At 29.7% G+C, this 12567-nt stretch carries 15 protein-coding genes; 14 read left to right on the plus strand and 1 reads right to left on the minus strand.

Annotated features, from left to right (window positions below):
• Nucleotides 1-377: 377 nt before the first annotated feature.
• The 9 genes from RBH29_RS16195 (at nucleotide 378) to RBH29_RS16235 (ending at nucleotide 5876) form a co-directional block, all read left to right on the plus strand.
• A complete protein-coding gene (locus RBH29_RS16195; protein ID WP_306698036.1) occupies nucleotides 378-1049 on the plus strand; it encodes a hypothetical protein in 672 nt (223 codons plus the stop codon).
• A gap of 55 nt (nucleotides 1050-1104) precedes the next feature.
• Nucleotides 1105-1866, plus strand: coding sequence for a hypothetical protein (locus RBH29_RS16200; RefSeq protein WP_306698037.1), 762 nt, complete (start codon nucleotides 1105-1107; stop codon nucleotides 1864-1866).
• 122 nt (nucleotides 1867-1988) lie between these two features.
• Nucleotides 1989-2171 (plus strand): hypothetical protein, encoded by a 183-nt coding sequence (locus RBH29_RS16205; protein WP_306698038.1) that lies wholly within the window; start codon nucleotides 1989-1991, stop codon nucleotides 2169-2171.
• Between the two features lies 1 nt (nucleotide 2172).
• Nucleotides 2173-2523 (plus strand): transposase, encoded by a 351-nt coding sequence (locus tag RBH29_RS16210; protein WP_306698039.1) that lies wholly within the window; start codon nucleotides 2173-2175, stop codon nucleotides 2521-2523.
• 79 nt (nucleotides 2524-2602) lie between these two features.
• Nucleotides 2603-3043 carry a hypothetical protein gene (locus RBH29_RS16215; protein WP_306698040.1) on the plus strand — a complete coding sequence of 147 codons (441 nt, stop codon included), beginning with the start codon at nucleotides 2603-2605 and terminating at the stop codon, nucleotides 3041-3043.
• Between the two features lie 175 nt (nucleotides 3044-3218).
• The gene (locus tag RBH29_RS16220; RefSeq protein ID WP_306698041.1) at nucleotides 3219-3875 is read left to right on the plus strand and encodes a hypothetical protein; all 657 of its coding nucleotides are present in this window, start codon (nucleotides 3219-3221) and stop codon (nucleotides 3873-3875) included.
• Between the two features lie 334 nt (nucleotides 3876-4209).
• Entirely contained in the window at nucleotides 4210-4620 is a 411-nt protein-coding gene (locus tag RBH29_RS16225) for a hypothetical protein (RefSeq protein WP_306698042.1), read from the plus strand.
• Between the two features lie 203 nt (nucleotides 4621-4823).
• Nucleotides 4824-5510, plus strand: coding sequence for a hypothetical protein (locus RBH29_RS16230; RefSeq protein WP_306698043.1), 687 nt, complete (start codon nucleotides 4824-4826; stop codon nucleotides 5508-5510).
• A 39-nt stretch (nucleotides 5511-5549) separates the two neighbouring features.
• Complete coding sequence (locus RBH29_RS16235; protein ID WP_306698044.1) at nucleotides 5550-5876, plus strand: hypothetical protein; 327 nt, start codon at nucleotides 5550-5552, stop codon at nucleotides 5874-5876.
• A 79-nt stretch (nucleotides 5877-5955) separates the two neighbouring features.
• Here the strand turns inward: RBH29_RS16235 and RBH29_RS16240 are convergent, their stop codons facing one another.
• The gene (locus tag RBH29_RS16240) at nucleotides 5956-7395 is read right to left on the minus strand and encodes an IS4 family transposase (RefSeq protein ID WP_306698045.1); all 1440 of its coding nucleotides are present in this window, start codon (nucleotides 7393-7395) and stop codon (nucleotides 5956-5958) included.
• 163 nt (nucleotides 7396-7558) lie between these two features.
• Between RBH29_RS16240 and RBH29_RS16245 the strand changes: the two genes are divergently transcribed.
• The 5 genes from RBH29_RS16245 to RBH29_RS16265 all read left to right on the plus strand — a co-directional run bounded on the left by RBH29_RS16245 (nucleotide 7559) and on the right by RBH29_RS16265 (nucleotide 12406).
• The gene (locus RBH29_RS16245; RefSeq protein ID WP_306698046.1) at nucleotides 7559-8056 is read left to right on the plus strand and encodes a hypothetical protein; all 498 of its coding nucleotides are present in this window, start codon (nucleotides 7559-7561) and stop codon (nucleotides 8054-8056) included.
• 111 nt (nucleotides 8057-8167) lie between these two features.
• Nucleotides 8168-8794, plus strand: a complete 627-nt coding sequence (locus tag RBH29_RS16250; protein WP_306698047.1) for a vWA domain-containing protein — start codon at nucleotides 8168-8170, stop codon at nucleotides 8792-8794.
• 140 nt (nucleotides 8795-8934) lie between these two features.
• On the plus strand, nucleotides 8935-9702 hold the full coding sequence (locus RBH29_RS16255) for a hypothetical protein (RefSeq protein WP_306698049.1): 768 nt from the start codon (nucleotides 8935-8937) through the stop codon (nucleotides 9700-9702).
• A 53-nt stretch (nucleotides 9703-9755) separates the two neighbouring features.
• A complete protein-coding gene (locus tag RBH29_RS16260) occupies nucleotides 9756-10523 on the plus strand; it encodes a hypothetical protein (protein ID WP_306698050.1) in 768 nt (255 codons plus the stop codon).
• A 113-nt stretch (nucleotides 10524-10636) separates the two neighbouring features.
• The gene (locus tag RBH29_RS16265) at nucleotides 10637-12406 is read left to right on the plus strand and encodes a vWA domain-containing protein (protein ID WP_306698051.1); all 1770 of its coding nucleotides are present in this window, start codon (nucleotides 10637-10639) and stop codon (nucleotides 12404-12406) included.
• Nucleotides 12407-12567: the final 161 nt, after the last annotated feature.

Here is a 12567-nt window from a genome sequence, read left to right on the forward strand (position 1 = left end):
TAAATCTCTTATTATGCCTGGTGACAATATATATCTTAAAGGTGAAGTATATCATGGTGGAGAATACGAAGCATTTTTTATTCTGGAGTACAGTGTTGGTGATAAAGAACTATTTATATATGATTGATAAAAATTACAAAGAATAGTTTATGTTAAGTAAAGTGGTGTAGATTATAACACCTTTTAACACAAAAGAATAGCTATGTTTTTCAAAATGAGTATTGTAAGGAATACAATATAAACGTTAAACATAGAAGTTTGGTAAAAATAATCAATTTAACACACATGTGTTTTAATCAAAACACATGTGTGTTAAAATAATTAAATAAAGATAATGTATTTTAAATTTCTATTTATATTGGAGGGAGGTATTTAAATTGATAAAAAAAATAGTTTTGCTAGCTATATCCTTTTTGATAATTTTAATACTGAGTTTAATTAATTATAACGAATATAAGCTAATAAATGCGTATGATGAAATTACAATGAGGGAGTTTGTAGGTTTTAATGGAATATTATATGCAGAAAGCAGAGATATATACAATAATATATTAAAGAATGAATATATTACAATAAGAGAAGCCTTTATGCTTCGAAGAAATGCAAGGTTAGAACAGAATTTTGCTAATAAATATACAAAACATGCCCAAGCATTAAATGGGTCGCAGGATTTATACAGAGAGATTATTACAAAAGATACCATGGAAGGAATATATAAATATTTTCACTTGATGTTAGAGGAAAGATGGAGGATTAATTATGATTATGCGGATGATATTATAGTATTTTTAGATAATGATTCAAGAAAAAAGATAGAATACTTATATGAATTAAATAATTTATGGCTTAATTCAATAGATAAAAATATTGAATGGGTTGAAGAGGGTAAAAGAACTGGTTTAGTTGAAGTTAGTGAATATTTGGAAGACAAGAAGAAACCTTTAGTATTACAGACATATTGGATTGATTTAGTTATAGACATGGAAAATGAGACTAGAGATTTTTTAGATAGGTATGGAGTAAATAATATAAAAGAATTGCTTAAATAATTTACCTGAGTTAAGTACTCATTTTTTATTTAGATTATAGGGAGGAAAATGTATTATGTCAAAAAAAATATATTTGTTTTTATCAGTTTGTTTGATTTTAAGCATATGTACAGTTCTAACTATATCAGGTTATGATAAATATAGTGAGCGTAAACAGATAGAAGCATACATGTCAAGAAAACTAAATCTTGACATAATGGATTTAATTTCATTAATAGAAAAGAACCATAATATAACTGAAGAAATATTAGAAACTAATGTAATTCAAACCAATCAATTATATAGATTAACTATTGATACCATTTCTATGATGCAATTTTTTCATGCAATAGAGCATTTTGAAGCAAATATAAAAGATGTCACTATATATATGGAAGTTTTTGGTGGGATAAACAGTCCTAGAATAAAAGTTGAGAGCATAAGAAGTGTTCAGGTTTTTTGCAATAAATTAAAAAATAAGTATGATGAGAATAATGAGACAAAAGGTGAGGAAATTTTAGTTGAACTAGATGACTCATTAAGAAAACAAGTAGAAATAATTAATCATCTTTATAAGGGATGGATTAATGCTGTAGATAATATAGAAGGAGTTATTGTTGAGAATGAAAAGGTAATAACTGATTTAGAGTATTTAGAAAATTACTATGGAAAATACAGCATTAACAGTGATTATTGGGTAGATTTTATAAGAAATATTGAAGAAGAAACACGAAAAACATTGAGATATTTTGATGAAAAAGAAGGTTGGAGTACATCAGGCAAAAGATTGGAAAATGAAGGTTCAGAAATGCTGGATGAACTATTTTTGATTGAATAGAACAAGTAAAACTAGGGGCGGTTCTTAGGGACGGCAGGTTGTGCTAATACCCTAGAAATTGGTTAACATAAAATCATATATATGCTATAATCTACTGGATAAGTTAGGAAGAAGGTGGGTTTATGAGATATATTGAGGGTATAAATAGGAAAAGAAGAATAGATTTTCCACAGTATATAGATGATTATATAACTGACAAAAACCCTCTAAGGGTAATAGAAGCTTTTGTTGATTCATTGAACTTAAAAGATTTAGGTTTTAAGCTTGCTGAGGAATCAAACCAAGGAAGACTACAACCCTGCTGATATGTTAAAGCTATTTATGTATGGGTACATGAACAGGATCACGTCATCAAGAAGGCTTGAAATAGAATCAAGCAGGAATATTGAACTGATGTGGCTTCTTAGAAAGCTAAAACCAGACTATAGGACAATTGCTCAATTCAGAAAAGATAATAAAGAAGCTATAAAAAATGTATTTCGCCAGTTAGCCTCTTTATGTAAGGGCTGGGATTTATTTGGCATGGAAGTGGTTGCAGTTGATGGCTCAAAATTTAGGGCATGTAACTCAAAGAAGAGTAATTTTAGTGAAAAGAGTTTAGACAGGAAAATAAAATATGTAAAATTAGGGACGGTTCTTGAATTGAATTTGGCATGATTATTCTATAAAACTTGAAAGAAGAGGCGTTTAATTCGAAGGATCCTAAAAATTAAAAGATAAAAATGGTGAAAAAGATGTGTTTAGTAAAATTAATATTGATGGACGATTTAGTGATAAGAAAGATCCACCGTCACAATACGAATTCCTTCATCCAATAATATCAAGAGTGCCTAAATTAAAGGAAGCTGTAGCTGTTATTGATGATGTTTGGGATTTTATAGAGACTTACAGGGATATGCTTGCGGATCCAGAATCTATGGGAGTGATATCACCTGATGGAAAAACAAGCAGGTTTGATAACAATTATGAAGATCAGAAAAAATGGGCTGATTCGTACAGTATTATACCTATTCAAATTATAGATGGAAAATCAAAAGATTCTCTTATTATACCAGCATTTCCTCGTGTTCGAGATACTGTAGATTTCATGACACTTACAGGAAGTGTTGGAGCAGAAGATCCACAAAATAAATATTCAGCATATTTTATATTAGACTACAGTGTTGGCAGAAACTAAATTTTGCATTATAGCACATCATAGCAAAAATCAAATGCATGATTTTTGTTATGATGTGAAAATAAACTAAAATTTTTGAGGAAAATAATAGATTGATTTTTGAGCTAAACATACAATGCAATATAGTAATATAAAGCATAAAATAATATTTATTTAGCAAATGGAGGAAGTGTTTATGACAAAGAAAAAAATTATATTTATAGGGTTTTTAGCAGGTGTAATATTAGTATCATTGATTTTTGTGAAAAACGGAGATAATAAAGAGCGGGATTATAGTAATACTGATATAGTTAGGCCTATAAAAAATATATTTAGACGGATACCGTCAGATTATCAAGATATAAATGAAATATTACAAACAAATACAGTACGTAAAAAAAATATTGCTTCAGGGTTACAGGGGAGTTTTAATTGGTATGCTTCTTTTTCAACTGGTCAAGAGGAATGGGAATGGGTATGGTTGATGAAAGAAACTGTAGATAGTATATATGAATTTAATAGAGAATTATCAAAAAAATATGATAAATACGGGAAAATAAGCAGAGGAGAGGTATTGGTAGAATTGGATGATTCTTTAAGAGATAAATTTGAAAAGATTCATCATATGTATAAAGGCTGGCTTAAAGCACTTGATGGCATGGAAGGCATTATAATTGAAGATGGAGAAGTAATAACTGATATAGAAAACTTAGAAGACAACTATAACACTGTAAAGGCTTTTAATGATGATTTTGACAATTTTGGTATAAGATTAGAAGAAGAGACAAGAAAGACATTGGAATACTATGGAGTTGATAGTATGGAAGAACTCTTATTGGGGAATGAAAATTAGAGACTAATCAATTATGAACTTAGTACTATGTCGCCACCAGCAACTGATAATATGCAATTTTCAGCTATGTCATTGACAAACACAAGTTTGAGTGGGAATTTATTTAATCCAATAGATTTAGACAGAAGTTTCAGAGATATCTTTAGATTGCAAAATAGATTAAATCAAATTCTGCAAAGTTATATACAAAATTTAGCCCTACCTAGTTCATAGAAGATATATTATAAGTGCTGAAAGTAGAGATAAGACACATTTACAACTAAGTGTAATAAATAATTATGAGGTTATCTATGATCCTCTTTTTCAAACTGTAAAAGCAATACCTAACAGAGGATTGAAATTTGAAGATATAAAAATGGCTATACAATTAGATACAGAAAAAAGAAATGTTTTTTACGAAAGCACTCTTTCAGAAGTCTTTAGTAAGGAAAAAGATGTTGATGATTATGAATTGTTAGTACCAGCAGCAAAAAAAGTTCCATTTATAAAAGATTTAATTGATGCAGGAGAATTAATTGAAGACATATGGGCGTTTATAAGGCTATTTGATACTAAAGATGATAGAGGAACTAAAACAGAAAGAAGTGATGAATTAGGACAATCTCAAAGTCATGGTTCAAGGAGTTATGACATACAATTAGATGATTATGAGAGTCGAGGATTCGATCCTGTTCAGATTATTTGGGGTGAGTCTAAAGGGTTTTTTTTTCATATGGAGATGGTAGTGATGGTGGAGACAAAATGAAGCTTAAAGGAGGAATAGGGCATGAGTATAGTTCAGAAGACTTTTATGAAGCATACATTAGACTATAGTGTTAATATACTTCACTAGTCTTATAATTTTTATAAAATTGTAGCATGTCATAGTTAGAACTTTAAATATGACATGCTACAATCTAAAGTATTTGTTGTATTTTAAAATTACGCATTGTTGATGGGGGTGCTAAAGTGCATAAAAAAAAGAAGATAACATTAATACTTATAATACTTGTTTTTATTCTTATCTACCTGAATTACAATAAATATCAAATTGTAAAAGAATATGATGAATTTACTAAAAATGAGTTTAGTTTTTTGAGTTTTGAAAAAAGACAAATAGTAAGGCAAATTACAAATCAAACAGAACTATATAGAACAATACTAGAAGAAGGTCATATTAAAAAGGGTGATGCTGCGTCTATAGTTATTTATTTTCGAAATAATAAAGAGTTAGTCCCAGATTACCTTAGATATGCTAATAATTTAAGAAAGCAAGAAATTATAGAAGATGATATAGTTAATGAGCACAATATGATTATAATTGGAGATTTTTTTGTATCGCTTTTAGATGGTCGTCGGAGTATACCAAGAGAAGAAAAAGATGACATATTAGTAGTTCTAGATGATGATTTAAGAGAAAAAATAGAGTATTTAAATGAGTTAAATGATTTATGGATGAACTCTTTAGAAAGAAATCTTGAGTGGATTGAAGATGGAGAATTGAGTAGGGAAAAATTTGAAAAATACTTTAAAAGAAATTTTAAGCCTATAGTATTGCAAAATTACTGGATTGATTTTGTTAGCGATTTAGAAAAAGATACAAGAGAATTTTTAGCGAAATATAATGTGGATGATATTAAAGAGCTATTACAATAGAGTGTTAAATTAATATTTATATAGGGAGGAAGAAAGAATATGCTTAAAAAATATTATTTAATATTGATTGTTGGATTAGTTATAGTTTTGACATTAACAATGGGTATTAAGTATAGAGAGCAAAAATTACTTGAAGCACATATCTCAGCAAGAATAAATCAAGATATATTTAGGATTGTTTCTAATGCAATAATAGAGAATAACAAAATCGTAGAAGAGATATTAGAGACTGGAGAAGTTAGAATAGATCAGGTGGATATTTGGTATAGAAATTTACTTTTCCCTGTAGAGAATATTTCTCGAATTGAAGATGCGGTATATAAATTAAAAGGTTATGATTTAAATATTGGAGTTTCGCACCCCTAGTTGTAATACTTTAAATAGTTAAGCTTTTTCATTAATTACGCTGATATCAATGCATCTGTATATTTTCCAAATTGGATATTTAAGCAGAGTTTTTAGATTCAAACATTTGATTGCTCAAAAATGACTCTTCAAATAATTCTTTTATATACACATACTCAGGTGATTTTCTAAAGTTAATAATATCAACTGTTCCAAATTCAGATATTAGATCAATAATAGTCTGCAATAATTCATCAAACAATTCCCAAAACCTTTGTGCAAGGGTTTTTTCTCGTAGGTCATTTTCTGCTAATTCAAACAACTCTCCCAGAGATTCATAAGCATTTATTCTCCTAAAATACGACAGAAAAACATATAGTATCATACTTATTGTAACACTTGAAATCTGAGCATCAAAATCTCTTGATTTACATTTACCAAACTGCAAATGCTGTTTTAACTCTCTAAACATTACTTCGATAGTCCAGCGAACGGAGTACGTTTCCATCATTTTTACAAAGCTAAGAGATGTGTCAGTAGATATAAAAATTCTCCACTTTTTCTGATATGGAAAACGACACATGTATAATTTTACATCACCAACTCCTTCATAATGAACTATTACTTCATAATACCTTACATTCCAACGTCTGCAACGCTTTTGTTTTCTTTCTGATGATAGTTTTTTTATTAACTGTTTTCCATTTAAAGATTCATTGTTGTATAAATACTTCCTGAAATCATTGCGAACTCCTGCAATTACATGCATTGAACCATTTTTAATTCCTCTAATACTTTTTATAAAGTCTAAACTTGTAAACCAGCTATCAGTAAGGACATACTTTGCCATAAATCCATTTTTTACTGCTCTTTTAATAAGTGCTACTGCACCTGTAATTTTATCAACCTTACATTCTTCTCTGCGTTTTAGGCCAGCACTTCTTTTAGTACACGTTTTTTTAAATTGATTTTTTTGTTTCTTTTTGTTTAGTTTTTTTTCTTTATGAATGCTAAAATCTAGAGGCAATATGCTTTTACCATCAAAAAAACCCAGAACTAAGTGTTTAAAACCGTATTTTGTACCTGTTTTCCCTGCAACATGGTCATATACTAATGAAATATTTTCTATTTTGTAACCAGCCCTTTCGTCAATAGTATCATCTACTATAAAAGCAGAATTAACAGCTACTTCTTTTTGTGGGTTAACCAGTTGCTGAAATTTCTTTGATACTTTATAAAGTAGTGTTCTCCAAGGTAGTTTATCATTATTTTTCAATCTATAAATCACATCTTTTTTCATTTCAGTTATTTTTTGATATTCACTTTTATAAAATGCATGTACACTACTTAAAATCATAAGTGGGAACATAATTAATAATGTAATTATTTCTGTAGCACTATATCCAGCTTTTTTAGAAATTCCTGATTTCCAGCAAAGGGTTTTGAAGTTGAATTTTTTCATAACATCGAATATAATGTTATTAATTGAATAACCGTGTTTATCAAGTACTTTTTTTATTTCGTCTACATTTTGCCGCATAATATCACTCCGTTTTTGGTTTATTTGTATCGTAAACTAATTATACCATAAAACTCAGTGATTGTGCGGCTTTTAAGAGTTTTTTTGTTGGTTTTAGCAAGGGTTTTTTATTGATTTTTCAAGGTGCGAAACTCAAGTAAATATTGAAGAAAAAGTATATAGTATGACAAAAATAAGACATTTTTCTACTGCTTTAAGAGTAGAATATGACGGTGGAAGGAAGCTAAAAGGTGAAGAAGTTTTGGTTCAATTAGATGAACCACTGAGAAAGAAATTTGAAACAATTAATCGTTTATTCAATGGGTGGATTAATTCAATTGATAATTTAAAAGGAGTTGTAATTGAAGATGGAGAGTTATTAACTACCCTAGAGGATTATGATAATTATTATGGACGATATAGTTTTAAAAACGATGACTGGATTAACTTTATAGAAAGTCTGGAAGAAGAGACTTGGAAAGCACTAGAAGATTTAAGTGTGAACTTATCCACTTCAAATTGGATGAACTTATATGAAGAAGAAAAAGATTTGATTCAAAGAAAAGGTATAGTTGAAGATCGTCGCTCATTAGAGAAACGATTTGAGACAGAGCCAAATATTTTTTTAGAGATTTTAGGAGCAAGCATACTTGAGGAATTATTGATAGTCAGAGATAATTAAAATTATAAAGTCAACTATTTTAATGTAAATCTTGAAAATCAACAGTTAGAAGAGATAGACATCTACAAGAGGATACTTCTTAATAATTTAGAAGGTATTGTAGGAAATCCAGTGGAAGTAAGTAATGGAGAATTTCCAATTGAATCTGCTCAAATTAGAATTTCATATAATAAGTCAGATTTAGGTAGCATAGCAGATGATGAGCTGACAATTTTTTATGCCAATCCAGAAACACAGCAATTAGAAGAATTAGATGACGTTCGTGTTGATGGGACTAATCAAACTATAACTGGTACTACAAAACACTTAGGTCAGTTTGTTGCTGGAAGTAAGAGTATACCTTCTGACTTAGGAGTTGATATTGTATTGGCAATAGACCAGTCAGGAAGTATGGATACATATGACCCCCAAGATTTGCGAATAAGTGAAACAAAATATTTTATTGAGAACTTAAAGCCAACACAACAAGTAGGTATAGTTGAATTTGCATCAGAGGCATATGTAAAAAGTGAACTTACAAGTGATTACGAATCATTAAAAGATGTACTTGGAACAATGTATAACCCACAGTACAGTGGAACAAATATTTCTGCGGCAATAGAAACAGCAGCAGGACTTTTTAATGATGACAATCGTCACAAAATTATTATATTACTGACTGACGGAGAATCAAATATAAGAAGAGGAGAAGAGGCTTTAGTAGCAAAAGAATTAAAAGAAGAGGGAATTATTTTTTAACATATACGGTGGGTACACCTCGGTACTAGGAACTTAAATGGTAATATATTATAGAACATTAGTGTTATTTAAGACATTGATGTTCTATAATATAAATAAAATGATTAGGGTATATCAAAAGAATTCAGGAGGTCGTTTTTATGATTGCTAAAAATAAAATGTTTATTGTTTTAAAAAGTGTATTAGTAATTACAATAGTTGTCCTTGTATTTCTTAATTATAACGAATATAGTTTAAGAAATGATTATCGTGAATTTACAAAAAGAAATTTTTTAAGTTATACACGGTATGGTGGATTTAATTCTGATTCTAGACATATTTCTAGTTCAGGAAATAGATATGCGGATATATTGAATAAGGGGTATGTCGGTAAATATGATGCTTATAGAATTCACAGATTTTTGGGCAACGTTATTTTGGATTTTGTTCCGACAAGATTAAAGGATGGAGTTGTCTTAGGCGTTATAGAGCCATTAGATGGAGAAGTAATAACAAAAACGACAATGGAAGAGATAGGTGTTTTTTTTCATTTGATGCTGGATGAACAATGGTACGTATATAGTCGTGCTGAAGATGTTTTAAAGGTTTTAGACGATGATTTGAGAACTAAAATAGAATATTTAGCTGAGCTAAATGATATGTGGGTGAATTCAATAGAAAGAAATATTGATTGGCTAGAATATAAGATTCATACTTTAGAAGATAGAGATGCTAATGGGAACGTATATGAGAGGTCATTAAGTGGGTTTGGTTTTATAGATGAAATGAAAGAAAAATATCTTGGAGATGACTGGCGATTTATTGAGGCTCAAATAAAATGGGCAAATGTAGCATTGGACATAGAAAAAAACACTAGAGAATTTTTGGACAGTCATGGAGTGGAAACTATATCGGAGTTGCTGGAGTAAATCATTTAAGGTGTATTTAATATAGTTGTTGTTAAATAGGGAGGGAGATTATAATGTCAAAAAAGACAATAGTAATATCAGCATTAATAATTATATCATTAATTGTATCTGGTTTTATACAGTATAGAAATCGTAAAACATATGAAAACTTTGTTTCAAACAAGGTGAACACCCATATAATGGACGTAACTACAGAAAGTGTGAAAAATTATAATATAACAGAAGAGATACTAGAAAGTGGTGTGTTTAGAATAGATCAGTATTATCGATTACCTAGACAAGACTACTCTCGTAGATTTTTTAATTTTATTGAAAATTTAATTGAATTAGGGTTAGTTAAATTGGATTGTTATGGCATGTATTATGAAGAAAATAAGGATAAATTAAATGAAGGTTTACCAGAAAATGAAAAAAGGGATAAATATAAAGGATTTAGATGGGATAGTAGCAGTGGGATATTGCATTTCTACACTAGATTGTTAGAAAAAAGCGAAGAAAACGAACCATTAAAGGCACAAGATACAGTAGTAGAGTTGGATGATTCTATTAGAGAAAGGTTTGAGTTTATTCATAATATACACGAAGTTTGGGTTAATGCGATTGATGAATTAGGAGGAGTGATTATTGAAGATGGTGAAATAATAACTGACCTAGAATATTTAGAGAACCACTATAACGGATGTATTACTGATTCTGATGATTTTAAAAATTATATTTGCAATTTAGAAAAAAACTGGGTAGATTGCTTTTTGGAAGCAGGATATACCATTGATGAATTTAATAAAGAATTTAGATATTATGGACGGAAAACAGAAAACTAGATGACGTTCGTGTTGATGGGACTAATCAAACTATAACTGGTACTACAAAACATTTAGGTCAGTTTGTTGCTGGGAGTAAGAGTATACCTTCTGACTTAGGAGTTGATATTGTATTGGCAATAGACCAGTCAGGAAGTATGGATACATATGACCCACAAGATTTGCGAATAAGTGAAACAAAATATTTTATTAAGAACTTAAAGCCAACACAACAAGTAGGTATAGTTGAATTTGCATCAGAGGCATATGTAAAAAGTGAACTTACAAGTGATCACGAATCATTAAAAGATGTACTTGGAACAATGTATAATCCACAGTACAGTGGAACAAATATTTCTGAGGCAATAGAAACAGCAGCAGGACTTTTTAATGATGACAATCGTCACAAAATTATTATATTACTGACTGACGGAGAATCAAATGTAAGAAGAGGAGAAGAGGCTTTAGTAGCAAAAGAATTAAAAGAAGAGGGAATAATTATTAATACAATTGCATTAGGTTCAGAGGTAGACTTAGACCTTATGAAGCATATTTCAAAAAATTCAGGAGGTGAGCATTTTTACGTTGAGACAAATACTGAACTTAGTACTATGTCGGCACCAGCAACTGATAATATGCAATTTTCAGCTATGTCATTGACAAACACAAGTTCCAGTGGGGATTTAAGTTTTTTAATAGATCTGGGTGGTAACTTCAAAAAAGTCTTTGAAATTAAACGCAAACAAAATCAGATTTTGGAAAGTAACAGACAAAATTCAGCCCTACCTGATCCAAGGAACTTGAGATTTGCCCATGATGGTTTTTGGAGAACTAAATCCCAAATAAGTGTAGAACTTGATACGGCACTATATAAAGAGGGGAGTGACCCAGTTGTAGATGAGGTTGATAATATTTACAGCAGAAAAAGTTTTTCTCTAAGGGATTCTACTTATGCAGATAATGAGGAAGCTAAAATAGATGTTCAAAAAGTAGAAGGTGGATTAGCAGTTTTAAATGAATTCATTGAGGATTTAGAGAGAATGGAAGAAGGGGTATGGTATTGCTTAGATGAATTAAAATTAGATGAGAACTTTGATGATTTGTTCCATATTACTTGTGGAAGTGTAGAAATGATAAATCCTAGGAATGATGTTCCTTTAGGCAGTTCACTTGAAAAGAAAGCTTATTATACTGAAACAAATAATATTGGTGATTGTTTAGACGTATGGACTATGCACGCTAATGTATATGACAACGGCGGTATAAGTTATCAGATTGATATTAGTCGAATATTTTATACACTATCTGCAAGTAAAGTTAGAATAGGACAGGCATTTAATTTTCAAAACGAGTCAAAAATTAAGCTTGAGCTAAAAGAAAACTTTGTAATTCATTATAATCATATAAATAATAAAATAAAAAGAACTGATTGGGCTAAGCTTACTGTAGAAGATATTAAAATGGCAATGCAAGTAGAAGATGAAAATGTATATAACGGAGAATTAATGTCAGGAAAGTATAGTAAGATTGTTGAAATAGATACTGACTTTTATCAATTATTTGGGGTTGCGGCTTCATATATTCCGTATTTAAAAGAGGCTCAGGACGCATGGGATATAATCACTACATATTTAGAAGGGCATTCTTCTTCTTATGATGATAACATAGTCCCGAGTGAAGGATTAGGTCAAAAATTTCCAGCAGATGGTCGAGATTATGATGAGCAAGACGAGAACGAAAACATAAATCAATTAACTGCTGGAGAATCTAAAAAACCTCTTATTACTCCAGGTGATTATTTAAATCTTGAGGGGTATGTATATATCGACGAAGAAGATTATAGTGCATATTTTTTCTTAGAGTATAGTATTGGTTACAGACAACGTGATGAACTATTCTATTAAAAAACATATGTATTTTCTGTTTTAAAAAAAGTTGTTATAATGTTAAAATAATATTATGTTGAATACAGTAGTTTGGCAAAAGATTTTTAAAAGAAGATTATATTGCACAAGTGGTTTTAAAACCACTTGTGCAATATAATAAAAAAGTTTAATCTGTTTTA

It is taken from the genome of Herbivorax alkaliphila, from assembly GCF_030848475.1.
GTDB lineage: Bacteria > Bacillota > Clostridia > Acetivibrionales > Acetivibrionaceae > Herbivorax.

Excerpts from the sequence above, each read along its gene's own strand:
- RBH29_RS16200 (WP_306698037.1), top strand. The coding sequence starts at position 1,105 with ATGTCAAAAAAAATATATTTGTTTTTATCAGTTTGTTTGATTTTAAGC.
- RBH29_RS16205 (WP_306698038.1), top strand. The coding sequence starts at position 1,989 with ATGAGATATATTGAGGGTATAAATAGGAAAAGAAGAATAGATTTTCCA.
- RBH29_RS16210 (WP_306698039.1), top strand. The coding sequence starts at position 2,173 with ATGTTAAAGCTATTTATGTATGGGTACATGAACAGGATCACGTCATCA.
- RBH29_RS16220 (WP_306698041.1), top strand. The coding sequence starts at position 3,219 with ATGACAAAGAAAAAAATTATATTTATAGGGTTTTTAGCAGGTGTAATA.
- RBH29_RS16235 (WP_306698044.1), top strand. The coding sequence starts at position 5,550 with ATGCTTAAAAAATATTATTTAATATTGATTGTTGGATTAGTTATAGTT.
- RBH29_RS16240 (WP_306698045.1), bottom strand. The coding sequence starts at position 7,395 with ATGCGGCAAAATGTAGACGAAATAAAAAAAGTACTTGATAAACACGGT.
- RBH29_RS16245 (WP_306698046.1), top strand. The coding sequence starts at position 7,559 with ATGACAAAAATAAGACATTTTTCTACTGCTTTAAGAGTAGAATATGAC.
- RBH29_RS16255 (WP_306698049.1), top strand. The coding sequence starts at position 8,935 with ATGATTGCTAAAAATAAAATGTTTATTGTTTTAAAAAGTGTATTAGTA.
- RBH29_RS16260 (WP_306698050.1), top strand. The coding sequence starts at position 9,756 with ATGTCAAAAAAGACAATAGTAATATCAGCATTAATAATTATATCATTA.